Source organism: Streptosporangium sp. NPDC005286 (genome assembly GCF_040607515.1).
In the GTDB taxonomy this organism is placed as follows: Bacteria; Actinomycetota; Actinomycetes; order Streptosporangiales; family Streptosporangiaceae; genus Streptosporangium.
This window is the reverse complement of record NZ_JBEXGU010000012.1, coordinates 41476-66724: the sequence shown is the minus strand read 5'-3', so window position 1 is coordinate 66724 and position 25249 is coordinate 41476. Positions and strand designations below refer to the sequence as shown.

At 69.9% G+C, this 25249-nt stretch carries 21 protein-coding genes; 8 read left to right on the top strand and 13 right to left on the bottom strand.

The genetic code is table 11. The features are described from left to right. The first annotated feature begins 272 nt into the window (after positions 1-272). Positions 273-1676, top strand: coding sequence for an LCP family protein (locus tag ABZU75_RS07270; RefSeq protein WP_355550460.1), 1404 nt, complete (start codon positions 273-275; stop codon positions 1674-1676). Here the strand turns inward: ABZU75_RS07270 and mgtA are convergent. The 5 genes from mgtA to ABZU75_RS07245 all read right to left on the bottom strand — a co-directional run bounded on the left by mgtA (position 1618) and on the right by ABZU75_RS07245 (position 10617). Further along, complete coding sequence (gene mgtA / locus ABZU75_RS07265; RefSeq protein WP_355550458.1) at positions 1618-4191, bottom strand: magnesium-translocating P-type ATPase; 2574 nt, start codon at positions 4189-4191, stop codon at positions 1618-1620. The genes ABZU75_RS07270 and mgtA overlap by 59 nt on opposite strands. Further along, complete coding sequence (locus tag ABZU75_RS07260; RefSeq protein WP_355550456.1) at positions 4175-4582, bottom strand: metalloregulator ArsR/SmtB family transcription factor; 408 nt, start codon at positions 4580-4582, stop codon at positions 4175-4177. Before ABZU75_RS07260 ends, mgtA begins: the two co-directional genes overlap by 17 nt. Before the next feature lie 18 nt (positions 4583-4600). After that, complete coding sequence (tatA, locus tag ABZU75_RS07255) at positions 4601-4876, bottom strand: Sec-independent protein translocase subunit TatA (RefSeq protein ID WP_355550454.1); 276 nt, start codon at positions 4874-4876, stop codon at positions 4601-4603. A 314-nt stretch (positions 4877-5190) separates the two neighbouring features. Beyond that, complete coding sequence (locus tag ABZU75_RS07250) at positions 5191-9342, bottom strand: AAA family ATPase (RefSeq protein WP_355550452.1); 4152 nt, start codon at positions 9340-9342, stop codon at positions 5191-5193. A 126-nt stretch (positions 9343-9468) separates the two neighbouring features. Beyond that, positions 9469-10617 (bottom strand): epoxide hydrolase family protein, encoded by a 1149-nt coding sequence (locus ABZU75_RS07245; RefSeq protein WP_355550450.1) that lies wholly within the window; start codon positions 10615-10617, stop codon positions 9469-9471. Between the two features lie 62 nt (positions 10618-10679). Between ABZU75_RS07245 and ABZU75_RS07240 the strand changes: the two genes are divergently transcribed. Continuing rightward, positions 10680-11642, top strand: a complete 963-nt coding sequence (locus ABZU75_RS07240) for a YafY family protein (RefSeq protein ID WP_355550448.1) — start codon at positions 10680-10682, stop codon at positions 11640-11642. Between the two features lie 159 nt (positions 11643-11801). After that, positions 11802-12215: a DUF3592 domain-containing protein gene (locus tag ABZU75_RS07235; protein ID WP_355550446.1), complete on the top strand. Its 414-nt coding sequence runs from the start codon at positions 11802-11804 to the stop codon at positions 12213-12215. Between the two features lie 87 nt (positions 12216-12302). On the opposite strand, the gene ABZU75_RS07230 is transcribed toward ABZU75_RS07235, so the two are convergent. Then, positions 12303-13214: an endonuclease/exonuclease/phosphatase family protein gene (locus ABZU75_RS07230; protein WP_355550444.1), complete on the bottom strand. Its 912-nt coding sequence runs from the start codon at positions 13212-13214 to the stop codon at positions 12303-12305. 177 nt (positions 13215-13391) lie between these two features. Between ABZU75_RS07230 and ABZU75_RS07225 the strand changes: the two genes are divergently transcribed. Continuing rightward, positions 13392-14165 carry a hypothetical protein gene (locus ABZU75_RS07225; protein ID WP_355550442.1) on the top strand — a complete coding sequence of 258 codons (774 nt, stop codon included), beginning with the start codon at positions 13392-13394 and terminating at the stop codon, positions 14163-14165. A gap of 203 nt (positions 14166-14368) precedes the next feature. Next, a complete protein-coding gene (locus tag ABZU75_RS07220; RefSeq protein WP_355550440.1) occupies positions 14369-14755 on the top strand; it encodes a hypothetical protein in 387 nt (128 codons plus the stop codon). A gap of 48 nt (positions 14756-14803) precedes the next feature. Here the strand turns inward: ABZU75_RS07220 and ABZU75_RS07215 are convergent, their stop codons facing one another. Next, entirely contained in the window at positions 14804-15676 is an 873-nt protein-coding gene (locus ABZU75_RS07215; RefSeq protein ID WP_350955727.1) for a TIGR03619 family F420-dependent LLM class oxidoreductase, read from the bottom strand. Positions 15677-15992: 316 nt separating this feature from the next. Here ABZU75_RS07215 and ABZU75_RS07210 point away from each other — a divergent pair, with 316 nt between their 5' ends. Further along, positions 15993-16499 carry a cupin domain-containing protein gene (locus ABZU75_RS07210; protein ID WP_355550437.1) on the top strand — a complete coding sequence of 169 codons (507 nt, stop codon included), beginning with the start codon at positions 15993-15995 and terminating at the stop codon, positions 16497-16499. A 247-nt stretch (positions 16500-16746) separates the two neighbouring features. Here the strand turns inward: ABZU75_RS07210 and ABZU75_RS07205 are convergent, their stop codons facing one another. After that, a complete protein-coding gene (locus tag ABZU75_RS07205; RefSeq protein WP_355550435.1) occupies positions 16747-17475 on the bottom strand; it encodes a glyoxalase in 729 nt (242 codons plus the stop codon). Positions 17476-17871: 396 nt separating this feature from the next. On the opposite strand from ABZU75_RS07205, the gene ABZU75_RS07200 reads away from it, so the two are divergent. Further along, entirely contained in the window at positions 17872-18417 is a 546-nt protein-coding gene (locus ABZU75_RS07200; protein WP_355550433.1) for a dihydrofolate reductase family protein, read from the top strand. A gap of 7 nt (positions 18418-18424) precedes the next feature. Here the strand turns inward: ABZU75_RS07200 and ABZU75_RS07195 are convergent, their stop codons facing one another. Beyond that, positions 18425-21472: a BTAD domain-containing putative transcriptional regulator gene (locus ABZU75_RS07195; RefSeq protein WP_355550431.1), complete on the bottom strand. Its 3048-nt coding sequence runs from the start codon at positions 21470-21472 to the stop codon at positions 18425-18427. 97 nt (positions 21473-21569) lie between these two features. Between ABZU75_RS07195 and ABZU75_RS07190 the strand changes: the two genes are divergently transcribed. Next, positions 21570-22346 carry an alpha/beta fold hydrolase gene (locus ABZU75_RS07190; protein ID WP_355550429.1) on the top strand — a complete coding sequence of 259 codons (777 nt, stop codon included), beginning with the start codon at positions 21570-21572 and terminating at the stop codon, positions 22344-22346. Between the two features lie 7 nt (positions 22347-22353). Here ABZU75_RS07190 and ABZU75_RS07185 read toward each other — a convergent pair whose 3' ends face one another. From ABZU75_RS07185 to ABZU75_RS07170, 4 genes are all read right to left on the bottom strand, one after another. Further along, positions 22354-22905 carry a transposase gene (locus tag ABZU75_RS07185; protein WP_355550427.1) on the bottom strand — a complete coding sequence of 184 codons (552 nt, stop codon included), beginning with the start codon at positions 22903-22905 and terminating at the stop codon, positions 22354-22356. Positions 22906-22923: 18 nt separating this feature from the next. Then, entirely contained in the window at positions 22924-24276 is a 1353-nt protein-coding gene (locus ABZU75_RS07180; RefSeq protein ID WP_355550425.1) for a hypothetical protein, read from the bottom strand. A gap of 508 nt (positions 24277-24784) precedes the next feature. Continuing rightward, the gene (locus ABZU75_RS07175; protein ID WP_355550423.1) at positions 24785-24979 is read right to left on the bottom strand and encodes a hypothetical protein; all 195 of its coding nucleotides are present in this window, start codon (positions 24977-24979) and stop codon (positions 24785-24787) included. A gap of 10 nt (positions 24980-24989) precedes the next feature. Next, on the bottom strand, positions 24990-25205 hold the full coding sequence (locus tag ABZU75_RS07170; protein WP_355550421.1) for a hypothetical protein: 216 nt from the start codon (positions 25203-25205) through the stop codon (positions 24990-24992). Positions 25206-25249 lie beyond the last annotated feature (44 nt).

The following is a 25249-nucleotide window of genomic DNA, read 5'->3' as shown; positions in this document are numbered from 1 at the left end:
GTACGCCGCCCGACCAGGCGGGGCGGCATCTCAGCCCGTCCATGCGAACTCGCAAAGATCGAGTAAGCACACCAGCGCCCACAACAAGAGGGCGACGGCCCTTTGCTGCACTCCTGCCCGCATGTTCAGCCCCCGGCTCCTCGACCACAAAATACTTGCTATATTGCGCAACTATATAATCAATGGTCGCGGAAGTAGGCATGAGCACACACATCCCGGTTCGGCGGCGTCAGGCACGCGGGGCCGTTCGGCGCCGGCGGCGTCGGCGGCGTGTGCGCAGCCCGGTTCCGGTCGTCGTGCTGGTGGTGGCGTCACTGATCGCCGTCCTGGCGGCCGTGGCCGGATGGACCTATCTCCGGCTGAACGCGAGCATCAACACGTTCGGCGCGGAAGGCGTCGACGATGATCGGCCTGCGGCGAACGTCGCGGGCCAGAACATCCTGGTGCTGGGCTCGGATTCACGTTCGGGCGACAACAGCAGGCTCGGCGGCGGGCGCGGGGATGTGGGACGCTCGGACACCGCGCTGCTCGTGCACGTCTACCGCGATGGCAAGCACGCGGTGGCGGTGTCGATCCCGCGTGACACGCTGGTGGACATCCCCCGCTGCCGGCTCCCCAACGGCACCTGGACCGTGCCGCAGACCAACGTGATGTTCAACGCCGCCTTCGCAGTGGGTGCGACCGCGAAGGGCAACCCGGCCTGCACCCAGAACACGGTGGAGAAACTGACCGGCCTGCGGGTCGACCACACGATCGTGGTCGATTTCGAGGGCTTCTCGAAGATCACCAAAGCCGTCGGCGGTGTGCCGGTCTGTCTGCCCAAGAACGTCTATCAGGGCGACCTCAACCCCAACCGCGGGGCGCGTGGCCGGCTGCTGTTCGCCAAGGGCCCGCAGACGGTGTCCGGGCAGAAAGCCCTGGATTATGTCCGTATCAGGCACGGCATCGGCGACGGCTCCGACATCGGCCGGATCAAACGGCAACAGGCCTTCATCTCCGGCCTCATCAAGAAGGTGCGGGCGCAGGGCCTCGACCCGGCCACCCTGCTGCCGCTCGCGGAGGCGGCCGCCGCCTCCATGACGGTCGATCCGGGGCTGGGTTCGGCCGACAAGTTGCTCTCCTTCGCACTGGCGATGAAGGACATCGACCTGCACAACACCAAGTTCATCACGCTGCCCTGGCGATATCAGGGCGCCCGGATCGCCATCGTGCAACCCGAGGCCGACCTGCTGTGGGCGGCGCTCAAGGCGGACCGCACTCTCGATGGCATCGACGCCAGCGGCAAGGCCAAGCCGACCTCGAAGCCGACCCCTCCGGTCTCCGGCACCGGGATCAGCCTCGCCCTCTACAACGGAACCACCATCACCGGCCTGGCCGCCCGCGCCGCCACCGAGCTCAAGGCCTCCGGATTCACCGTCACCGCCGTTGGCACCGCCGCTTCCCAGCACTACACATCAACCATGATCCGGTACGGCCCGGCCGCGCGGGAACAGGCACAGACCCTCGCGCGGGTGTTTCGAGGCGCGAAACTCCAGCCCGTGACCGCGGCCGGCATCACAGTCATCCTGGGCACGACCTATGCGAGCACCGCCGGCCCGACCGCGCCGCCCGCGACCCTCAACGGCAAGGCTCGCTCGGCCGACGACGATCCCTGTTCCAATCTGTCCTACGGCTGAGCACCAGCAACGCCCCGCCGTACAGCATGACCACGATCGCGAGCAGCAGGTGGTAGGTGATCGGCAGCGCGGTCATGCCGAGCAGGGGGGCAAGCGGCGAAAGCGGCAGTAGCAAGCCCACTGCGGTCAGCGCGCCGGTGGCCGCCCACAGCGGGCGGGAGACCCGCCTTCTGGGACGGAGCAGCAGCATGACCAGGGCCTGGGTGAGCAGGTTCTCGATGAACCACCCCGTGTGGAAGGCGGCCTGGCCGGTGGCCTGGGCGGCCTCGGGTACGACCCACATCAGCACGGCGAACGTGGCCAGGTCGGCAAAGGCGTTGAGCGCGCCGAAGACGGCGATGAAACGCAGAATGTCGCGTCGCCGCAACCGGAACGGGCGGCGCAGGACGGCCGGATCGGCCCGGTCGAACGCGAACGCCAGCTGGGCGGCATCGAAGCACAGGTTCTGCACCAGGACCTGCGCGGGAAGCATGGGCAGGAAGGGCAGCAGCAATCCGGCGCAGAGCATCGCGATGACGTTGCCGACGTTGGAGGACAGGGCGACCCGCAGGTAGGTGACGATGTTGCCGGTGCTGCGCCGCCCGGTGACGATCGCGTGGTCGATGGCGGTGAGGTCCTTCGCGGCCAGCACCACGTCGGCGGCCTCACGGGTCACGTCGACCGCGTCGCGCGGACAGATGCCCACGTCGGCGGCACGCATGGCGGGCAGGTCGTTGACGCCGTCACCCAGGAACCCGATCGTGTGCCCGGAGCTCCGCAACGCCCGCACCAGGCGCGACTTGTGCTCGGGGGTGCAGCGCGCGAAAACGGTCGCCCGCTGGGCGACCTCGGCCAGGGCCGCGTCGGAGAGGCCGTCGAGCTGGCTCGCGGTGACGACCGTGTCGGAGGGCAGCCCCAGCTCCTGGCAGACACGAGCCGCGGTAGCCGGATGGTCACCCGTGAGTACCTTGATCGTGACGCTGCGCCGGGCGAGATGGGCCAGCGCGTCCGCCGCCTCCGGCGCGAGCCCGTCGAGCAATCCGACGAAGCCCACCAGGGCAAGGCCCTGATCCTCGCCGGGGTGGTACGAGGCGAGTCCGACGGCGAGCACGCGCAACCCCTTGTCGGCCAGCTGCTCGGCGGTCAGCTGGGCGCGCTGCCTCGCGGCGGGATCGAGGGCGCAGCGTTCCAGCACGTTCTCCACGGCGCCCTTGACCACCAGGAGGTTCGTCGCCGGGCGCGACGGGTGACGCACGATCGCGCTCGAGACGCGGCGCACAGGATCGAAGGGGAGCGCGTCCACCCCCTCGTACTCGCCGAGATCTTGCTCGGCCGCCAGGATCGCCTCATCCAGGGCATCCGGCGTCGGGAGATCGGCCAGGTGGAGCGTCCAGAAGCTGTTGACAGCGGCCCAGCGCAGCACCTCGGGATCGGAGCGGCCGTCCGGATCCACCGAGCAGTCGACCACGGGCCGGTCCTGCGTGAGAGTGCCCGTCTTATCCGTGCACAGGACATCGATCGCACCCACATCGTGCAGAGCCGAGAGCCGTTTGACGATCACGCCCTGGCCGCGTGCGAGGACGGCCGAGCCTCTCGCCAGTACGGTCGTGACGATGACGGGCAGCATCTCGGGCGTCAAGCCGACCGCCACGGCGACCGCGAACGGCAGCGCCTCCAGCCCCCGGCCGCGGAAAACGGCGTTGGCCACGAGGGCGAGGGGCGGGATGAGCAGCATGAGCCGGACCAGAATCCAGGAGATCCCGTTGACCGAGCCATCGAAGGCCGACAACCTGACCCCGGACTCCTGGTAGGCACCGGCGAACCTGGTGTCGGCTCCGGTGGCCACCACCAGTGCGAGGGCGCTGCCGGTGGCCACGCTGCTGCCGTGCCAGCAAAGGTGCTCCTGATCTCCCCCGCCGGGAACGTCGATGGCCTGCTTGGCCACCGGGACGGACTCACCGGTCAGCGCCGCCTGGTGGATCGTCAGCCCGCTGGATCGCAGGAGCCGGACATCGGCAGGAACCAGATCCCCGGGGCCCAGTTTGATCACGTCGCCCGGCACCAACTGGTCGACGGGTACTTCCCTGTCCACGGGTGTGGCGTGCTCGTCGAGTCGCCGCCGCACAGTCGCCGTGGTGGCCACCAGCTTTCGCAGCGCCGCCGTCGAACGGTCTGCCCGGTACTCGCCGTTGGACCGCAGCACGCAGCTGACAACGACGAGGATCACGATGACGCAGGCCGCACCCCACGAGGCGATGACCGCGGACACCAGCCCGAGACAGAGCAGCACCAGCGTGAACGGATCGCGCAGGCTGCGTGCCAGCCACCGCCAGGAGGTGACGCGCCGGGGTGGGTGGGTGTTCTCGCCACGCAGCAGCAGACGCGCCTCAGCATGGGCCTCCACCAGCCCGCGGGGGCCGCTTTCCAGCCGCCGCAGCACCTCCAGCCGGGTGAGCTCGGCAACAGCGGCGAGAGGGAGCCCGTCGTCCCGCGGATCTTGGGGCGCGGCTGTCGGCGCCTCAGGCGCCCAGACCACGGACACGCCTCAATGACCCCGGATGGCCCGCCCGTTCGGCGAACCGCCCCACCAGCCCTTGGACCGTGGCCACCACGTCCTCGTCGTCGATCAAGTACACCACTCGGCGCCCCTCGCGCCGCGACTTCACCAACCCGGCCAGCTTCAGCTTCGCCAGGTGCTGGCTGACGGCGGGCAACGCGCCTCCCACCCGTTCCGCGAGCCCGCTCACATCGCTCTCGCTCTGCGCCAGCGCCCAGACGATGTGCAGCCGCGCGGACGAGGCCAGCAGCCCGAATGCCGCGGCGGCCTCGGACAGCACCTCGGGGGACGGGTCCTCGATATCGGCACCGCTGGTCGCCACTGTCGCTCTCCCGTCCACCTGGTCCCGCAGGGGGACCAGTCTAGGCATGACGAACCCGGGTCGCCGTCAGGTGACGGGCTTGTCCCTGGACTCGGCGGCGGACTGAGCCCGCAGCCGGGCGGCCTGCTCCTCAAGCCGCCTGGCTTGCTCCTCCACCGTCAACTGCCCCTGGGTCACGGCGGCCGGAGGTTCCTGGTCCTGGCCTTCCTGCGTGACCTCGGCCTTGAAGATGCGCAGCGATCGGCCTACCGAACGCGCGGTGTCAGGCAGCTTCTTCGCGCCGAACAACAAGACCGCGGCAGCTGCCACGATCAACCAGTGTGCCAGGCTGAGTGATCCCATCGGCCCGTCCTTTCCACGCAGGTACCCGGTGATGACGCCAGAGTACGACACAATCGGGTTGCGCAAGCAAGCAAGTATCTTCTGGGGCCGGTCCCAACTCTGATGATCAAGGAAGCCCAGCTCGGTGCAGGCTGCCGGGGTAGAGCCGGCGGGTGCGCAGGATCGTTCTGCCGATGATCTCATTGGGGCCGGCGCTGCCGATCTCATTCCTGCCACGTATCGCGGACATCACGTGGGGGCGGCTCCACGACCGGCTCGCACAGGTCGGCTATCGAAATCGCTCATCGGCCGTCAGCGATCACCGGCACATCGTGTCACCCACAGGCGGGTCGGTAGCTCTCGCCCGGCGCGTAAAGACCCCACTCCTCCGCCGACAGCGACCCGCCCGCCACCGAGCACGCGAACCCGAGCGGATCGGCCGGCCTTTCCACGTTCCAGAGCCGTACGCTCGCCTCCCGCCCGGCGGTCACCAGCCTCCTGCCGTCCGGGCTGAAGGCGATCGAGAAGATGAAGTCGCCGTGCCCGGTCAACGGGACGCCCTGGGCCCGGCGGGTCGCCACGTCCCAGAGCAGGACGGAGCGATCCCCGCCGCCGCTGGCGAGGGTCCGGCCGTCCGGGCTGAAGGCCAGCGCGAAGATCTCATCGTTGTGCCCGACCAGGGCGCCGCCCGCCGGACGCCGCGTCGCCACGTCCCACAGCCGCACCGTGCCGTCATGGCTCGCCGTGGCCAGCAGCCGCCCGTCCGGGCTGAAGGCCAGCGCTCGGATCGTGCTCAGATGGGTGGAGACGAGAGTCGCCCGGAGCCGGCGCGTCGAGACGTCCCAGAACTGGACATCGGTCGCGTTCACGGTGGCCAGCATCCGGCCGTCGGGACTGAAGGCGGCGGCGAACACGAGGTCCTTCTGCCGGGTCGGCAGCGAGGCCCGCAAGGTCCTGGTCGCCATATCCCAGAGCAGGATTTTGGTGTCGTCGCCGGTGACCAGGGTCCGGCCGTCGGGACTGAAGGCGATCGCCCGGACGTCACCGGTGTGCCCGCGTAGCGGAGCACCGAGCGGCCTGTGCTCGGCCGTGCTCCACAGCAGCACCGCGCCGTCACTCCCGGAGGCGGCCAGCGTCCTTCCGTCAGGGCTGAGGGCGACGCTCGGCAGTGCGGCGCCCAGCTTTCCCGGGAAAGCTGGTCCGAGCGGCCTGCGGCTCGCGACGTCCCAGAGCCTTGCCGAGACACCGGCGGTGGCCAGCGTTCTTCCGTCGGAGCTGAAGACGGCGCTGTTGGTCTCCTCCCCGGTCTCGATGATGTCGGTGTGGCTGTGCCGCGCGTCCCAGAACAGGACGTCGGCCCCATTCACCCCCGCGAGGGTGCCTCCATCCGGGCTGAAGGTCACAGAGTCGATGTCTCCGGCCGGGGCGGTGAGCAGGCTTCCCCTCCGCCTGCCGCTCGCCGCATCCCAGAGCTGGACCTTGTCCGGTTCGTTGGGCTCGTCCCAGCTGGTCGTGACAAGCGCGGTGCCATCGGGACTGAACTTGACCGCTTCGAGGTTTCCGGTGAATCCGTTGAGCGCGGAGCCGACCGCTCGGCCCGTCCTCGCCTCATGAACGCGGACCGGTCCCTCCAACCTGCCCACCGCCAGGTGTTCGCCGTCGGGACTGAAAGCGGCCTCGCTGCCGGCGATCACCGCGACCCTGCGCAGGTCCTTCATTCTCCAGACGGCGACCGATCCCGAGGGAGCGCCCACGACGGCCAGGTGGACACCGTCCCCGCTGAAGATGACCTCTTTGGCGAAGACACCGGCGATGGCGTCGAAACGAGTGTCGATTCTTTTTCGCTCAAGATCCCAGAACACGACCTGAGAGGGCGTCGCCGCCGCCAGTGTCCTGCCGTCACGGCTGAAGGCCAGGTCAATGGCCGAACCGATGGGGATTCCCGCATCCCCGAGCGATTCATGGGTCGCCATGTCGAACAGCCAGATCCCGTTCCCGATCGCCAGCGCGAGCGTCCTGCCATCGGGGCTGATCGCCAGCTCATCGACGACCGGTCCGGACAGTCCGGTGCCCGAGGGACGCCGGGTCGCGGTGTCCCAGAAGCGGACCGTGCCGTCGTTGACGGCGATGACCAGGACCTTCCCGTCGGGAGCGTAGGCGAAGGCGGTGATCCTGTCCTTCTGCTCGGGCAGCTTCCCCCGGTAGGGGCGGCGGTGGACGTTGAGGAGGCCGAGTTCCGTCTCCGGGATCGGGGCGGTCCGGTAGGCGGCCGCGGCGAGGCGGGCGGAGAGGGCGGGGTCGGCGGCGCCGAGGAGCTCGCTCTGGGAGGCGAGCAGACGGGCGGTGGCGAGGGTCTGCTCGTGCTCGGCCACCTCGGCCGCCCGGACGGCGACCAGGGTGGTCAGGGCGATCACCGCCACCAGCACGGCGGCGGTGACCGCCAGGGCTCGGCGTACCAGCACGGTCCGGCGCCTGGTGGCGTCGGCGGCGGCGAGGAACTCGGTGGCGACCTCGCCCAGCGCATGGGCCTCGGACGTCCAGCTCGGCCTGGCGGCATGGACGGCGGCCAGCTGGGTGCCCCGGTAGAGGAAGGACGGGTCGCGGTCGCTGGACGCCCATTCCTCGGCGTCGGCGGTGAACCTGCCGTAGAGGGCGAAGCTCGACAGGTCGCCCTCCAGCCAGTCACGCAGCCGAGGCCAGGCGTGCAGGAGCACGTCATGGGCGAGCTGCGCGCTGTCGGCGTCGAGGACGACCAGACGGCGCCGGGAGAAGACCTCCAGGACGCCGGCGACGTCCTGCGATGCGGTACGCGGGATCGGACGGCGGGCGAGCACACCGTCACGGCCGACGAGGGTGAGGCTCCGCAACAGATCACGGGCCAGCTCACGTTGTGCGGGCGAGAGGCCGGCGTAGGCCTCCTCGGCGCTGGTGGCGACCGCGCGGCGTACTCCCCCGGTCTTGGCGTAGCCCCGGCTGGTGAGCCGGTCGTCCTCCCGGTGCTCCCAGATCGTCAGCATGGCCTGGGAGAGCAGCGGGAGGACTCCGATGTCGTACCCGTCCGAGGGAGAGCCCAGCTCGGCGAGAATGACGTCGACCAGGCCGGGTTCGATGGTGAGCCCGGCGGCGTCCGCGGGTCCGGTGATGGCGCGCCGCAGTTCGGTGCCGCTCATCGGGCCCACGATGAACGGACCGCGCCGGAGCGCGGCGGCCAGCAGCGGATGGGCCGCGCAACGGTCGACGAAGTCACCGCGCACCGCGAGGATCACCAGGGCGGCGGCGGGTTCGGTGATCGCGTCCAGCGCGGTGAGGAAGGCCGACCGCTCCGCGATGTCACCGCCGAGAGAGAAGATCTCCTCGAACTGGTCGATGATCAGTACCAGCCGGGCGGGGACCGGCCGGTCCTCGCGCCGGGCGTTCACCTCCAGCGCCTGCCGCACCAGCAGGTGGGCGTGCCGCGGATCGTCGGTCAGGCTCCGCAGGACCGACGGGGCGTCGAGCCCGGCCAGTCCGGCCAGCAGCGTGGCCAGCCGGGAGAGCGGGGATCGCGTCGGCTGGTCGATGACGTACAGCGGCCAGTCACGCGTCTCCTCGGACAGCTCGCCACGGCCGATCGCCGGGACCAGGCCCGCGCGCAGCAGCGACGACTTGCCCGCGCCCGAGGCTCCGGTCACCACGACCAGCCCCGGGCCGGTCAGCCGCTGCGACAGGGTGCTGACCAGCTCGGCGGTGATCTCCTCGCGGCCGTGGAACACCTCCGATTCGGACTCTCCGAACGGCAGCAGCCCCCGGTAGGGCGAGCCGTGCGTCCAGCGCACCGGGTAGCCGTCCACGCGGTCCGAGCGGGTCCGGCGCTCGATCACGGAGACCTGTTCCAGCAGCAGGCGGGTGTCGGTGGCCTGCCGGTACTGAAGACCGACCGCCATTTGGAGATCGGCGCTCTGCCGGTCCACCGACTCGCGGATCAGCCGCAGCCGCTCGTCCAGTTCGGCCGGCACGAACCCGAACTCGGCGAACTCGGTGCCGAGCGCGGCGAGGCCTGCCGCCAGGGCCGCCTGGAGGTCGCGGTCGCCCGACCGCACCGCCTCCTCGACCGCGACGCCGACCGCGTCGATCTCGCGAAGGACGCCCGCGATCTCCGTGCGCAGTGTCTCCGCCCGGTGGCCACCCTCCTCCAGCACCTGCTGGACGCCCCGCTCCAGTTCGGTGGCGAGGTCCTGCGGCGAGGGCCTGTCACCGAGCCGTTGGACTCCGGCCTTCACGATGTCGGTCAGCACGTTCCCGCCGACCGCCGTCACCGCGCCGACCGCCGCGCTGACCAGGGCCGCACCGCCCATGCCCGCGGTGATCAGCGGCCCGAACGCACCCGCCGCCAGCACGCCCAGCAGGACAGGCGACGACCAGCGGTGGGCTCCGCCGCCCGCGGCCCGGGCCAGCGCGGCGATCCGGGCCCGTACCCCGTCCCGCATCAGTCCCGAGGAATCCTCCACTTCCTCAATGTCACCCGGGGACCGTCAGGAAAGCCCACATCTCCATCGATCGCGATCGATCCGTGACGTCCACCCCGAAGACCCGATATTTCCGGCCTGGAGGTTGAGCCACCGCCACGCCTCCGGCTACCGCGGTCGTACTGTCCGGAAGAACTGCCGGATGTCCGAGACCAGCAGGTCCGGGGCCTGGAGTGAGGCGAAGTGGCCGCCGCGGGAGTGCCGCGACCAGTGGGTGATCGTGTTCGACAACTCCGCCAGCCCGCGGATCGCCCGGTCGCCGGGGAAGTTCGCCACACCCGTCGGGACCGGTGCGGGCTCGGGACGTGGGCCCCACGACTCCGGTCCGGCCTCACGGTAGAGCCGAGCGGCCGATCCCGCGGTCGCGGTCAGCCAGAAGATCGTGACGTCGGTCAGGATGACGTCGCGGTCGACGGGGGTCTGCTCGGTCCGGGCGGGGTCCCAGTCCACGAACCATTCCAGGTTCCACGCGAGCTGACCGGCCGGGGAGTCGTTGAGCGCGTACGCCAGGGTCTGCGGCCGGTTGGCCATCTGGGTGGCGTAGCCGGAGCGGCCGTACCACCACCTCTGGTTCTGCCCGGCCTGCTCCCGGTCCGCCGCGGAGAGCGCGTCCAGCTCGCTGGGATCGACCGCTGTCGCGGCGTTGGCCAGCGCGTTGACATGGACGCCGATGACGTGCTCCCGGTCCGCCCGGCCGATCGCCGGGGAGATGATGCTGCCGTAGTCGCCGCCCTGGGTGCCGTAGCGGTGGTATCCCAGCCGTCGCATCAGCTCGGCCCAGGCCCGCGCGGTGCGGTTGATCCCCCAGCCGGTCTCCCGCGTCGGCCCGGAGAACGCGAAACCCGGCAGTGACGGGACCACGACGTGGAAGGCGTCCGCCGGGTCCCCGCCGTGTGACCGCGGGTCGGTCAGCGGCCCGAGGATGTCCAGGAAGTCGTACACCGTGCTCGGCCACCCGTGAGTGATGATCAGCGGGGTGGCGTCCGGCTCGGGCGAGCGTACGTGCAGGAAATGGATGTTCTGCCCGTCGATCTCCGTGGTGAACTGCGGGACCTTGTTGAGGCGGGCCTCGTGCTCCCGCCAGTCGTAGCCGGTGCGCCAGTACTCGACCAGCTCGATGAGGTGGTCCTTGTTCACCCCGTAGGACCAGCCGACGCCGGGCAGTTCGTCCGGCCAGCGGGTACGGGCCAGCCGGTCCCGCAGATCGTCGAGTTCTGCCTGCGGGATATCGATGCGGAAGGGCGTTTCTGTGCTCATGCCGCCCACCCTCCGCCCTGTGTAGGACAGCTCCGTTCCTACACAGGAGCGATAGTGGACGAATGTTGGAAACACCCGCCCGACTGCTGCGGCTGCTGTCGCTGCTGCAGACGCATCGCGACTGGTCCGGCACGGAACTCGCCGAGCGGCTGGGAGTCACCACCAGGACGGTACGGCGCGATGTCGACAGGCTCCGTGAGCTGGGGTATTCGATCCACGCCTCGATGGGACCGGTCGGCGGTTACCGGCTTGGAGCCGGCGCCTCGCTGCCCCCGCTGTTGCTGGACGACGAGGAGGCGGTGGCGGTCACGGTCGGGCTGCACAGTGTGGCGGGGATCGAGGAGGCTTCGCTGCGCGCCCTGACCAAGGTCGAGCAGATGCTGCCCTCCCGGTTGCGGCACCGGGTCACCGCGCTGAGAAGCGCGGTGGTCGCGATGCCGTCCAAGGGCGGGCCCACCGTGCAGGCGGCGGTGCTCACCGAGATCTCGACCGCGATCCGAGCCGCCGAGGTGCTGCGTTTCGACTACGTCAGCCACCACGGGGCCGAGTCCCGCCGCGACGTCGAGCCACATCGTCTCGTCTGCTGGGGGCGGAAGTGGTACCTGGTCGGCTGGGACGTCGAACGGAAGGACTGGCGCACCTTCCGGGTCGACCGGATGTCCCTGCGAACGCCCAACGGTCCCCGGTTCGCCCACCGTGAACCGCCCGACGGTGACGTGGCGGCCTACCTGTGCAGAACGATGGGCTTCGAGATGTGGCCGCTCCGCGCCCGGTTGCGGGTGCACGCCCCCGCACCGGACATCGCCGGACGCGTCAGCGGAATCGTGACCCCTCTCGACGACCACACCTGCCTGCTGGAAATCGCCTCGGACTCGTTCGACCTCGTCGTGTTCACGGTGGGCATGCTCGACGTCGACTTCGAGGTCGAGTCACCCCCGGAACTCGCCCGGCACCTCCGCAAACTGTCCACCCGCCTCGCCAACGCGGCCGTGACACCACCACACCGCCGCGTGGACGACCGCTGAACGGACCGCGATGCTCCGTTCGGGTGCGCGGCCGGGGCGTCCCAATGATCTACAAGTCGTTCTCCAGTGTCGGCCTCTAGCCTCATCCACGGTGCTCCTGAGCCGCAGCGGCTCGGCGCGGTGCAGGCCCTCGAACGGGATGAGAAGGAGGCGGTGGACATGAGCATCGTGCCATTGTTTGGAATCGTGTTCGGAGCGGTGTTCGCCGGGATCGGCGTCCGTGTGCTCACTGTCGGGCAGCGGCTGCGGCGGCACGGGGTGCGGGTGCCGGGCATCGTCGTGGGACTGCGCTGGTCCAGCAGCAACGGCAACGACAGCGGCGTGTACTACCCCACGCTGCAGTTCCAGACGGTGCAGGGCTCCGTGGTGGAGACCGAGTCGGATCTGGGCTCCAACCCGCCGCCGGCCCGTCCGGGCCAGCAGGTCATGGTGGTCTACGACCCCGAGCGACCCCAGCGCGCCCGTCTGGACGGGGTGGGCGGCAAGGGCGTGCTCCACAGCGTGCTGTTCCTGACCGTCGGGGCGGTCATCCTGGTGGTCTCCCTGGTCGCCGCGGTCAGCTCCTGGTTGTGAGGACGGAGGGCGGACTCGCGCGGCTGCCAGGTCCCGTCCCCGCTCGTAAGCCGAAGGCCCGGCCGGGCCTTCGCCGTACGCAGGGGGTCAGCCGAGCTTGGCCCTGACGTAGATGGGCTTGTGGTCGGAGGAGGCGGCACTCTGCGCCACATGACACCGGGTCACGCTTCCCCTGGGAGCGAAGAGGTAGTCGAGCTTGCGCTTCGAGACGCCGCCGTCCTCGCGGACGTGCTTCTCGGTCCACCGTCCGTCGCGGTCGCCGTTCTGGTCACACTCGGCGTAGGCCGCGTAGACGGGCGCCAGGATGCGTCTCTTCACGGCGGTGCTCTGCCCGCTGTCCGGCGGGGCCAGGTTGAGGTCCCCGCCGAAGACGGCACGGTAGCCGGGCTTGGCCGCCACCGCCAGCAACTCCTCGACCTGCCTCTTCCGGAAGGGCGCGCCGGGCTCCCTGTCGTCGTAGGACAGGCCGGCGCTGAGGTGGGTGCCGCAGACGTTGACCCTCCTGGCCGGGATCGCGGCGCAGAGCGCCATGCGCTTGACGTACCACGGCGGGGAGGTCAGCCCGTGGTCCTGGAAGGTGGCCGCGTGGTCGGCGACCGCGACGGTGACGGCGATATCGCCCCGCGGGTGTCCCTGCCGGTCAGGGGCGCAGACCTTCGGCGAGCCGTCCTTCCAGGTGAGGATCGACGAGCGCACCGTCCAGGCGCGCCCGGTCTGCTGCTCCAGCAGGCTCTCCAGCGTGGCCGTCCCACCCGAGCAGAACTCCTGCAGGAAGATCACATCTGGCTTGATCGGCTGGGTGGTCGCGTACCAGCCGACCTTCGCGGCCACCTCCCGCATGCTCCTGCCGTAGAGGAAGCAACCGGCGTTGGTGCCCGCGCAGACGTTCCAGCTCATCACCGAGATCGCGGAGGACGATGTCCGGGCCTGGGCCTGTCCGCCGAGGAGAGGAACCGTCACGACCACCAGGGCGGCCGCCATCAGCTTCCTTGGGATCATGTCTGGTCATTGAAGCATGCCCGAACGGCTGGAGCCGGATTGATGGCCGAGACCGGTCTCGTCCTGTTCGACCCGCCACACCCTGAAATATGGCGAAAAATACATTCAAGGGCGCCGCAAGGCACCTGTAAGGCCCTCGGCTTATCACTGAAGGACACCGACGCCGAGGAGTCCCCCATGAGCAGCCTCCTACACCTCTCCCGCAAGCAGCCGCGACCCGATAACCCCGTGTCACGCCGCCGGCAGGCCGCCGTCGCCGTGACCGGCACCCTCCTGCTGAGCCTGACCGGCGCCGTTTCACTGGCACAGCCGGCAGCCGCCGCGTCCGCCCCGTTGAAAGGCGCCGGAGCCTGCGCGAACATCGACGTCGTCTACCGGCCCCAGTCCGCGTTCCCCGACACCAACCGGGGACGTTACGACTTCAGGGCGCAGGCGACCACCATCGAGACAGCGGTTCTGTGTCTCGTCAACGCCGAACGGACCGGCCTGAAGCCGCTGAAGAAATACCTCTCGCTGGGCAAGAACGGTGCCCCCACACTCGGCGCCGCCGCGGCCAGGCACGCCGCGGACGCCGTCAGACTGCGCTGGTGGGGAAAGGTGGAGCCGGGTAAGAACTGCCGCCCCGTGCAGGGCAACCCCGGCCAGTGCGACCCGCACATCAACCCGCAGACCGGCTCGACCCCGCTGAGCCGTGCCCAGGCGGTGGGCTACGGTCGCCGCTGCGCCTCGTTCTCCGTCGGCGAGAACACCTACGCGGGGTGGGGAACCTCTTCTGTCACGCCGCGGGCGGCTGTCACCTGGTGGATGAACAGCAAGCCACACCGCGACACCATCCTCAACCCGGCTTACACCGAGCTGTACACCAAAGCGGTCTGGGGAAGCGCGGATCCAGCCGCCGGGTCCATCACCCCGGCCGCGACCTACGTGCAGATGTTCGGACGCTGCGGCTGACGCCGCCGTCCTGCATGCCGAGCCACCCGGCGACTTCACCCCGCTGATGCCGGCGTGCTCGCGAGCATGCCGCTCATGATCAGTGGCAGACGTCCGGACAGGGCCACAGCTTCCCGGCTGTAATGCGGGCGATACTTTCCGCGATGTCGTGGCAGGGACACGCGAGAGACTCCAGCCGCAGGCCCCTCTGACGAGAGCAGCGCATGTCGAAATCAAAGAGGAAGAGTGCTGCTCGCCCGAATGTGCAACAAATCCGCCAGGATGCTCCGCCCGACGACCCGCCACCGAAAAGTCTGGGTGAAAAACTACTTTCCGGCCCTCGTTTCGGAGAGTACGGATCCGATGGTCTTTGGACGTTCACCCGGCATTCCATCTCACCTTTGGGCAACGCCTCACTCGCATACAAATACAACCATAAACCGGACTCGACGGAGTACCGAAGCAGTGAGGGGCAGGTGGTGTACACGATCTCGAACGGCTGGGGCCTGACCGCCGTCACCGACGAGGCATCCGGTGAGGCATTGAACTCGTTGCTGCCCCGGATACTGGCTCGCCTGGACGGAGCGGTTGGCACGAAGTTCCTGCGATGAGCCTGTCTCTTGGGGCGTCCGATGACGGCTCCGGTCGAAGAACAGGCCCTAGCTTGGGAGGTGTTCGAGGAGAGCGAACCGCTGGGCGAATGCGGACATCTCCTCGCGCTGCCGGTCGGATTCGGTGGCGGTGGCACTCACGACGATGCGGGTCACGCCTTGAGCGGCGAATTCCTCCACCTGATCGACGGTCATGTCGATCGGCCCCGATCGCGTGTACTCCAGCGTTTCCGGGTTGCGGCCGGCTTCGATGGCGGTCGATCGGGCGAGGTCCATCTGGATGGCGCGCTCGTTCGGATCGAGCGCGCCGCCAGGGAAGTAGCCGTCGCCGCGTCGTCCGGCGCGGCGTGCGGCCGCCCGGCTCGACCCGCCGATGTGGATCGGCAGGTGGGTGACCCCATAGGGCTTTGGGAACTGGCACAGGTCATCGAAGGTGAAGAACTCCCCGTCGAAGCTGACACCGTCCTGGCCGCCGGCCCAGAGCAGCCGCATCACGTCGATTGCCTCGTCGGCACGACGGCCGCGGGTGCTGAAGTCGACCCCCACCGCCCGAGCCTCACCGGGCAGGGCACCGAGCCCCGCGGTCAGCAACCGCATCCGCCCCTTGGACAGCACGTCGATGGTCGCCAGACGCTTGGCGAGGACCACCGGATGGTGGTACGGCAGCAGCAGCACACCCGTCCCGAGCAGGATCCGGTGGGTAGCCGCGGCGACGAAGCTCAAGCAATCGAGCGGATCGAAGTAAGGCAGCGACGGCGGGAGCTCGAAGCGGCCGACCATCGCACCGGGGTACAGCGCGATGTGCTCGGGAACATACAGCGACTCGAAGCCGCAGTCCTCGGCATGCTGGGCGTAGGCCACGATCTTGTCGGGGTCGATGCCGTGGTAGGGCGTGCTGTAGCTGATTCCGAACTTCATCATTACTCCTCCGGCCGGCCGACGCGATGAACGGCCGGTCGCCTGCCATGCCAGCTGGCGACCTCCGCCACCCGGTTGTCGCAGCCAAGCTAGAACCCTGTCACTGGCGTCAAGGCAACCCGCGCCCGGCCGCGACTGCGGAAAGCGGCCGATCCGGCCGTAGCGGACGACACCGCCCAGGAGCAGCCTGGGCTGTGGTGGTCGTGACCTCCGCTCGCGCCAGGATTGGCCCAATGGAACAGGCAAGAATTAGATCTTTGATGGGCCGCTGCGACTTCGTAGGATCATGCGGTCAGCCGCAAATGATCTACCGCTCGGGGTGAGCACACCGATGTCCTATCCGCCACCGCAGTACTTCGCCGATCATGGTGCCGCCAGCGCGGTCTACCGGCCTGCCGACACGCGGCCGGACCTCACGATCGGGGTCAAGTCCCAGGTCGGCTATCTCGCGACCGGAGCAACGACCGCGGGCCGGTTCGGTCTGTACCGCTGGGACATGGCGGCGATCCCGAACGGCCCCGGCACCCATTTCCACCGGACCATCTCCGAGTCGTTTTTCATCCTGGAGGGCACCGTCTCGCTGTACAACGGGGAACGGTGGCTGGACACCACACCAGGCGACTTCCTGTATGTGCCACCGGGCGGGGTGCACGCCTTCAGCAACAACTCGGGCGCACCCGCGTCGATGCTGGTGCTGTTCGCACCGGGAGCGCCCCGGGAGGCGTATTTCGAGGAACTCGCCGAGATCGTCGCCTCCGGCCGACAGCTCACGCAGCAGGAATGGACCGAGCTGTATGCCCGCCACGACCAGTACGACGCGCTGTGACGGGCCGCATGTGACCATCTGGCCGCCGAACGGGAGGATCCGCCTTTCCCGGGAGGTCTCGAAGCAGGGCTGACGCTGTTCACCAGGGTCTCGCCGTCGCGCAGGGCGGCGATCGATAGCGGGGCTCCGGGTCGAGGGGCTCGACGGCCGCCCGCCACACCTGGACGAACTCCTTCTCCGCAGGTTGGGAGAATGCCCGTCGCGCGTCTGCCCGCGTGCCCTCTGTCATCGTGGAGGCCTGTGCTCTTCAGGGAAGCCACTCCCGCAGTCCGGGGAGATGCCCGAGTTCCGACTCGATGCGCCGCCTGTCGTCGGTGCTGAGCTCCAGAGCGCGCAAGTCGGCGGCCCACGGATCGGTGGGCTCGCCGAGGATCACGGCCAGGTCGATGAGGTGGCACAGGGCGATGCCCCGCTCGACCACCGGAGCGTCCGCGCCGTGCCTGCGCAGCGCGGACTTGAGCGCACGGAAAGCCTGCAGATCATCGTTCTTGAACTCGCGCAGGATCCGGACGTTGTCGAGTGCCCTGGCCAGGCCCGTCAGCTCCTTCGAGCCGCCGTACTCCACTTCGACCGGCTCGTCGCGCTGGATGAATATGATCGAGTTCCCGGACGGATCCATCAGCGTGAACCGGGACGCGCCCGGCCGGTAGCGGGTGATCCGCGGAAGGCCGGAACTCAGCACCTTTCCGTAGACCCGGCGCATCGCCCCGACGAACGCCGCGTGGTACGGCGCCACGGCGTCGACCATGACCAGGCAACCTCCGGACTCCTCCCGGGCCGGATCCAGCCCCTTGGGCTCCGGGCCGAAGTGCAGTTGGAATCCGCTCAACCGCAGCGCCAGATAGACATAGGGCTTGCTCTGTTTGTAGGTGGCTTCGAACCCCAGCGCCTCATAGAACGCCAAGGTATTCTCCACCGACGCGCACGGCATCAACGGCACCGTCGTCTCGTTCGGCCGAAGCGCAGTCTCACTCACGTCATTTCGCCTTCCAGGTCGTCCGACGAGGCTTGCACCCTTCAGCGAAACCCGCATATGGATCGTTCCCGGCCGGTGTGCGCCAGTCCCGAAGCACGCCTGGGACACCACCTTCGAGGCTCATCGCGCGGCCCAGACCGGTGGAGCGCCGGGCCGGGTCACCGGCGGGAATCCCCAGCCTGGGAACGACCGGCAGGCCGGCGGCGCGGTCTCTATCGACGGCTCGTGATCGGGACGGGCGGGCACGTGGTCGGCATGCGGCGTCTCCTCTCAGCAGTCCGCCGCAGAGCAGCTCGCGGTCGTGCGGGGGGAGGTAAGGGCACCTGAAGCAAACCGTAAGCGCGGATTGGCAGAGTTCAGGCCGTAACCAGCGAGCACACGCCCCAGGAGGAAGTCATGCGCAAGGTCATCGCCTCGACCTACATCACCCTCGACGGTGTCATCGAGAACCCGGAGTGGACCACGCCGTTCTTCGACGAAGAGGCCACCGCGTACGCCGGCGAGCAGATGCGGGCCGCGGACGCTCTGCTGATGGGGCGCCGCACCTACGAGGGTTTCGCCACCGCGTGGCCGCAGGTGGAGGAGACCGAGGACAGCGGCGCCGCTGAGATGAACAGCATCCGCAAGTACGTCGCCTCGACCACCCTGACCGACCCGAAGTGGAACAACACCACGGTTCTGAAGGGCGATCTGGTCGAGGAGGTCACGAAGCTCAAGGCCCAGGACGGCAAGGACATCCTGATGTACGGGTACGGCCCGGTCGCGCACACCCTGCTCAAGGCCGGCCTGCTGGACGAGGCCCGGTTCTGGATCCACCCGGTGTTCGCCGGTGGGGACACGGTGACCACGCCGCTGGCCGACGTGAAGGCGACGCTGGCGCTGGCCGACACCAGGGTGCTGAAGAGCGGCGTGATCATCGCGTCATACCGCCGGGCGCAGTAGACCCCGATCAGACCAGAGCCCGGCCCTCGCCCGGACTCAGGTCGCGTCCGGCGGCGACCAGCGCGTCGAACCGCTCCCGGCCGAGCGCGGCGATCAGGCGGTCGGTGATCCGTTCCAGTTCGTCCCGCTCGGTGGGCGCGGCGGCGAACTCGGCGGCCCGCCGGGCGGCGGCCGCGGCGCCGAGCAATCGGGCGGCGACCTCCGGCACGGAGTAGGCGGCGGCCGATGCGATGCCTTCGAGCGCGCCGATCGCGTCCCGCGGGGCACCCATCGCCTGCGCCACGTCGAACGCCTCGACGTGCCGGGCCAGCCCGGTCGCCGGGTCGCCGCCCTGTTCTGCCGCGTACCCCAGCTCGACCAGCACCATCGGCAGGAAGAGCGCCGGCTGCGCGTCCCGGCGGGCCAGCTCCGCCAAGTGCTCGAGGTGAGTGGTGGCGACGTCCAGTCTGCCGTCACGGCGGGCGGCGAAGCCAAGGCTCAGCTCGGCGAACACCACGACGCCCACCGAGTCCTGCTCGCCCGCCAGCTTGTACGCCCGCTCCGCCAGCTCCCGGGCCTGCACGTAGTCGCGGGTCTGCACCGCGAGCCAGGCCAGCCAGGACAGTTTGCTGCTCACCTCGGGCCACAGCGACAACTCCTCGGCCCAGCCCAGGCCTTCGCGGTGCAGGGCGGCGGCCCGGTCGTACTCCCCGGTCAGCTCGGCCAGGCCACCCACCCAGTCGCTGGCCTGCAGCCTGCCCCAGCGGTCACCCAGCTCGGCGAAGATCTCCGCGCAGCGGGTGCCGTCCCGCCCGAGGGCGGCCAGGTCACCGTCGGCGTGCGCCAGTTTGGCCCGGCTGCTCAGCACGGCCGCCTCGGTCCACCGGTCGGCGGATTCTCCAGCGGCGGACAGCAGCTCGGCCGCCAGGGCCAGTTCGCTGCGGTCGATCAGCGCGGCGGCCACGAACCAGGTGCCGCGGCTGTCGTCGTACGCGGAGATGTCCGCGGTTTCCATCTGGTCGCCCTGCAGCAGCGCGAACCCTACCCGCCAGGCCGCGGCCCGGGCCTGTGCGGACATGTCGCCATCGAGCGTCAGAGCATGGCGGGCCTCGGTGAATCGGCCGCGCAGGAACCAGTACCAGGTCAGCGCGTTGGCAAGGCGCAGCCCGCCGCCGTGCGCGAGCGCCGACCGCAGGTTGGCGTTCTCGGTGTCCAGTCTGGACAACCACTCGGCCTGGGCGGGGCCGCGCAGCTCGGGGTCGGCGCGTTCGGCCAGGCCGGTGAAGTACGCGGCGTGCCGGGCGCGGACCACGGCCGCATCTCCTGGACGACCGGTCTCAAGACGGTCGAGGCAGAACGCGGCGACCGATTCGAGCAGCCGGTAGCGCGGGCCGGCCCCGGTGTCGTCCATGACCACCAGGGATCGGTCGACCAGCCGGGCCAGCACATCAAAATCGGCGTCGCAGACCGCCTCGGCCGCGTCCAGAGTGCAGCCGTCGCTGAACACCGCGAGCCGGGCCAGGATCTCGCGGTCCGCGTCGTCGAGCAGGTCCCAGCTCCAGCCGATCACCGCGGCCAGGGTGCGCTGCCGGGCCGGCATGTCCCGCTGCTGGGTGGCGAGCAGCTTGAACCGGTCGTCGAGGCGCTCCACCACGCCGGCGACGCCGAGCGCGCGGACCCGGGTCGCGGCCAGTTCCAGGGCCAGCGGCAGGCCGTCCAGGCGGCGGCAGAGCTGCGCGACGGCCGGCGCGGTGCGGTCGTCCAGCCGGAAGCCGCGCTGCTGGGCGGCGGCGCGGGCGGCGAACAGCCGGGCCGCGGCGGACCGGCGGACCGCGTCCGGGTCGCGGTCGTCATCCGGCACGGCCAGCGGCGGCACCTCCCACACCAGTTCGCCGGTGAGGCCGAGTGGTTCCCGGCTGGTCGCCAGCACGGTGACGCCGGGAGTGTCCCGCAGCAGCCGGGCCACCAGGCCGGCGGCCGGCTCGATGACATGTTCACAGTTGTCCAGCACGAGGAGCAGCCGCCGTTGCCGGACCGCGGCGAGCAGCCGGTCGGTGGCCGGGACGCTGGTGCCGGCCGTCTCGTGGATGTCCAGGGTGGCGAGGATCCGGTCGGCGACGCCGGGATCGCCGGGCGGGAGCGCGGCGAGTTCGACCAGGTGGACGCCGTCCGGGTACGCCTGTTCGCGGGCCGCCTCGGTGGCCAGCCGGGTCTTGCCGACGCCGCCGGGGCCGGTGAGCGTGACCAGTCGCCGCTCCGGGATCAGCGTGCGCAGTTCGGTGAGCGCCTCGGCCCGGCCGACCAGCTCGTCCAGGCGGGCCGGGATGCTGTTGCGGATCCGGGCCGCCCGGGGTGGTCCGGTCAGGCCGGCGTCCTGCGCCAGGATCCGCCGGCGCAGGGCGACCAGTTCCGGGCCGGGGTCAAGGCCGAGTTCGTCGGCGAGGCGGCCGCGCAGGTCGGCGTAACTCTCCAGGGCCTCGGTCTGGCGGCCGGCCGCGTACAGGGCGCGCAGGTGCAGGGCGCGCAGGCCCTCGCGGAGCGGGTGCCGGGCGACCAGGTCGGCCAGGTCGGCGGCGACCAGGTCGTGTTCGCCGCGGGCCAGGCGGGCGTCGGCGAGGCGTTCGAGCACGACGAGGCGCTGCTCGGCCAGCCGGATGGCCTCGGCGTGGACGTACTCCTCGTCGGCGAAGTCCGCGTACGGCTCGCCGCGCCACAGCCCGAGCGCCTCGGTCAGGTGGACCGGGTCCCCGGCCGCAGCCAGTTCGGCGAAGCGGTCCGCGTCGGCGGTCGCTCGCAGGAGGTAACCGGGCGGGCGGGACTCGACCAGGTCGCGGGCGCCGGATTCGGCGTCGTTGAGCGCCTTGCGGAGCTGGGAGACCCGGACCTGCAGGGCGCCGGCCGCGTTCGCCGGCGGGTCGTCACCCCAGAGGTCGTCGATCAGCCGGTCTGCCGAGACCACCCGGTTGCGATTGGCGAGCAGGTCGGCGAGGAGCGCGCGGACCTTGACGCCGGGCACGGTTACCGGCTCGCCGGTGTCGGTGGTGACGGCGAGCGGACCCAGGACGCCGAACCGCATGCGGGCCACCCTACAAGCCGTAAGCCGGCCGGAAGCCGACCGTAAGCGGGGCGGCGCACGGTGTGGGTGTCAGCGAGTTCGAGAAGGGATCATGGTCATGAGCTACGCACCCGTCAACGGCCTGGACATGTACTACGAGGAGCACGGCACCGGCGCCGGCCGGCCGGTCGTCCTGATCCACGGAGCGCTGTCCGGGATCGGCACGTCGTTCGGCACGATCCTGCCGTGCCTGGCGAAGACCCGCCGAGTGCTCGCGGTGGAACTGCAGGCGCACGGGCACACCGCGGACATCGACCGCGATCTGACCGTGGAGGACCTCGCCGCCGACGTGGTGGCGCTGCTCGACCACCTCGGTATCGAGCGGGCGGACGTGTTCGGCTGGAGTATGGGCGCGGCGGTCGGGCTGCGGCTCGGCACCGACCATGCCGACCGGGTCGGCCGGCTCGTCCTGGCGTCGGTGAGCTTCGACGAGGGCGGCCTGTACCCGGGCCTGCTGGACGGCATCCAGGACCTCCGGCCGGAGCACCTGCACGGCTCGGAGTTCCACGAGGAGTACGTGCGCACCGCCCCGGACCCGGCCGGTTTCGCCACCCTGGTGGCCAGGGTGAAACGGCTCGACGGCGACCTGCCGCAGTGGTCCGCCGACCGGATCCGGGCAGTCGCCGCGCCCGTGATGATCGTGCTGGGTGATTCGGACATCGTCCGGCCGGAGCACGCGGTGGAGATGTTCAAGCTGCTCGGCGGCGGGGTGCCGGGCGACCTGACCGGGCTGCCGCAGTGCCGGCTGGCGATCCTGCCGGGCACCACGCACACCTCGATCCCGCAGCGGGCCGAGTGGCTGGCCCCGATGATCGACGAGTTCCTGGACGCCTAGCGTTCCTTTAGAGGGCGGTTCGCGAGTTGACGTCCCTTTCGCCGCTGGGATTGGGTAAGACGAGCTGGTCGGAGACTCGTCGCCGGACTGCGGGGTTACGTTCGACGATCTCCACGTCGATTCCCAGACCGGCTCCATAGGCGACGACCATGTTCTTGAACCTCTGGTCGGCCGGCGCTTTCATCACCGTGCCGTCGGTCCGCGCGGCGACCCGGTCCAGCAGAGCCGTTCCCGCGGTGTTCTCGTGCGCTGATGCGGCGAGCACCACCGCCGCGACAACCAGTCCGAATATGTCCACGGCCAGACCGCGTTTGCGTCCCGGGACCTTCTTGGCCACGTCCTTGCCGGTCGTGGCGGCCGGGACGCCGGCCGCGGCATGGACGCTCTGGGTGTCCAGCACGACCAGGCTCGGATCGGCCTTTCGCCCTTTGCTCTCCCGGAGATACCAGCGCAGCAGGTCGTGGATCACCTGGTCGGTGCCGTCGTTGCGCCACTTGGCGAAGTAGTGGTACGTCGCGCTCTTGGGTGGCAGGTCATGCGGCAGGTACTTCCTTTTCACGGGCAGCAGTGGCGGCTTCTACCCATGACCGCGGTGGACGCAGAAGAGCTGGTCTTCGGTGCCGTAGGGTTCGCGGTAGGAGACGATGGCGGGGCCTTGGGCGCTCAGGTGGTCGGGCAGCCGGGTGTCGGGGCTCCAGTCGGCTGAGTTGAAGCTGGTCCACCACAGGCTCTGGTCGCCGGAGCCGCGGTGCACGCAGTACAGCCTGTTGTTGAAGACGGCCAGGGCAGGGCCCTCCGCACTCCGGTGGGCGGGCAGCCGGCGGGCGGTGCTCCAGCGCGTGCCGTCGAAACTGGTCCACCACAGGAAGTGGTCAGAGCCGCCGCCGCGGAACACGCAATACAGCACGCCGGCGTAGACGGCCAGAGCGGGGTTGGAGGCCGTGAAGTGGCTGCCGAACGGCTGGTCGTTGCTCCAGCTGGTGCCGTTGAAGCGGGTCCACCACATCTGATCGCTGTTGGCGTCCCGGTAAGCGCAGTACAGCATGCCGTTGAAGGTCGCCAGGGCCGGGCCTCGGCTGGACGCGCCGTTCATGCGGGTGTCGGGGCTCCAGCGGTTGCCGTCGAAGCGGGTCCACCACAGGCTCCTGTCGTTGCCGCCGCCGCGGTGCACGCAGTACAGGAAGTTGTTGTAAACGGCCAGGGCAGGGCCGTCGGCGCTGCGATGGGCGGGGAAGGCGACATTGTCGCTCCAGCCCTCATTGCTGCCGGGGTCGTAGGCGGTCCACCAGAGCGATTCGTCCCGGTCCCCGCGGTGCACGGCGTACAGCCGGCCGCGGAACTCCGCCAGCGCCGGATTGGACCTGGACAGGTGGCCGGGGAACCTCTCGTTCTCGCTCCAGTTGTGGGAGGTGTTCATGGCCGTCCACCACAGCGAGGTGTCCTGCCTGGGGGCCAGAGAGATGGGGAGGAGCATCCCCGGGGCGAACCAGGGCGACACCAGCCGACAACCGTGGTCCCTGCCGACGATCTGGATGATAAGAGAACGGATCTGGAAGGAGAGCTCGATCAACCGGCCGAGCGTCCTGGGACGGATGGCCCTGGCCACGATCTCCCCTACCATCTCCGAGATCTCGGCGGCGGCTTGGGCGGCTGCGGCGTTGAGGACGATCTCAAAGCCCCACCATCTCGCGTTGGCGTACACCGCCCTACCGTTGGCGTTCAGCTGCGTCTCTATCTGGCGAGCCCTGTCTTGGTCGGCTTGGGGGAGCCGGCTGGTCTGCTCCTCGGATTCCTTGCGGGCCTTGTCCAGATACTCCTGGGAGATCCGCTGCGCCTCCTCGTGGGAGACGGAGTACGGGATGGCCTGCCAAGCGGCGAGGGCGTCGGCCTCGGCTCTGGCTTGGTCCTGGCTGGTGCTTTCATCGGGCATGCGATCACGTCCCATTTCGTAGGAGGATCCGTCGCGAAGCTCGTCAGCGGCCTTGAGTATCCGGCCGTGCCCCACTACTGGCAAGGGCGTGCGGGTGGCCGCAAGCGGCCACGGGCACAACGGACCGTCTCGGGCCGGTTGGATACGTGGTCGCAGGCCACTGGGCCTCCGCCGTCCGGGCCGACGTCGGCAGCGGCTTCTAGACGCAGCGGCTTGCCTGTTCCGGGGTCGAGGAACAGCGGGACAGTCGTTGGCGGTGAGAAAGATCTTGTTTCTCGTTGTGGCGGTGAGCTGGTCGAATGCGAAAGGGCCAGGCGGTCAGAGCCCGCTGAAGTGAGGGCTCGGCTCCGGAAGACACCGCCCCGACGCCCTGTACGGCGTGGCCACCGTGCCCTCTAGGCGCTAGAGCACAGGTCAGGGCATGGATCGGCCTCTAGGGGTGCCTCTAGGTCTAGAGGGGCCGGCCTCTAGACCTAGAGGGTGTCTCAATCCCAGTCCGGCGGCTGCTTCATCGGGCCGTGCCCGTCAGCAGGGCCAGCCATGCCGGGTCGTGGCCGGTGGCGATGAAGTCGGCCAGCTTCTCGACGTCCAGGCCCTCGTCGTACAGGCCCGCGCTGATCTCCGGGTCGTCGCCGCAGACCTCGCAGCTCTCGACGTGCCCGACCATGGCGCGGATCTGGACGGCGGTGTAGCGGATGGTCACAGCGTCTCCCTCAGACGGCGGCGCGTTCGATGTCGTGCTCGGCCACCCCGAACTCCCGGCCGTCGTCGGTCAGGACCACGTACGGCAAGGGGGTCGGGTATTCGCGGACCTTCACGACCCGGCCGACCGCGCCGCGCGCGACGCTGAAGCGCACCGTGGCGTCCTCGCCCTCGTCGGCCAGGTCCTCGTCGGTGTAGGTCACCTGCTGTCCGACCGGGAGCCGCACGCGGTCGCCGGTCGCGAACGCGCGGGCCGGGCCGGGCCGGGCCG

What these genes read in the sequence shown, in the direction of transcription:
- ABZU75_RS07215 (WP_350955727.1), bottom strand. Translation starts at nt 15,676, where the DNA reads ATGATGAAGTTCGGAATCAGCTACAGCACGCCCTACCACGGCATCGAC.
- ABZU75_RS07225 (WP_355550442.1), top strand. Translation starts at nt 13,392, where the DNA reads ATGAGCAGCCTCCTACACCTCTCCCGCAAGCAGCCGCGACCCGATAAC.
- ABZU75_RS07245 (WP_355550450.1), bottom strand. Translation starts at nt 10,617, where the DNA reads ATGAGCACAGAAACGCCCTTCCGCATCGATATCCCGCAGGCAGAACTC.
- ABZU75_RS07190 (WP_355550429.1), top strand. Translation starts at nt 21,570, where the DNA reads ATGAGCTACGCACCCGTCAACGGCCTGGACATGTACTACGAGGAGCAC.
- tatA (WP_355550454.1), bottom strand. Translation starts at nt 4,876, where the DNA reads ATGGGATCACTCAGCCTGGCACACTGGTTGATCGTGGCAGCTGCCGCG.
- ABZU75_RS07220 (WP_355550440.1), top strand. Translation starts at nt 14,369, where the DNA reads ATGTCGAAATCAAAGAGGAAGAGTGCTGCTCGCCCGAATGTGCAACAA.
- ABZU75_RS07230 (WP_355550444.1), bottom strand. Translation starts at nt 13,214, where the DNA reads ATGATCCCAAGGAAGCTGATGGCGGCCGCCCTGGTGGTCGTGACGGTT.
- ABZU75_RS07235 (WP_355550446.1), top strand. Translation starts at nt 11,802, where the DNA reads ATGAGCATCGTGCCATTGTTTGGAATCGTGTTCGGAGCGGTGTTCGCC.
- ABZU75_RS07240 (WP_355550448.1), top strand. Translation starts at nt 10,680, where the DNA reads ATGTTGGAAACACCCGCCCGACTGCTGCGGCTGCTGTCGCTGCTGCAG.
- ABZU75_RS07260 (WP_355550456.1), bottom strand. Translation starts at nt 4,582, where the DNA reads ATGCCTAGACTGGTCCCCCTGCGGGACCAGGTGGACGGGAGAGCGACA.
- ABZU75_RS07195 (WP_355550431.1), bottom strand. Translation starts at nt 21,472, where the DNA reads ATGCGGTTCGGCGTCCTGGGTCCGCTCGCCGTCACCACCGACACCGGC.
- ABZU75_RS07200 (WP_355550433.1), top strand. Translation starts at nt 17,872, where the DNA reads ATGCGCAAGGTCATCGCCTCGACCTACATCACCCTCGACGGTGTCATC.
- ABZU75_RS07180 (WP_355550425.1), bottom strand. Translation starts at nt 24,276, where the DNA reads ATGCCCGATGAAAGCACCAGCCAGGACCAAGCCAGAGCCGAGGCCGAC.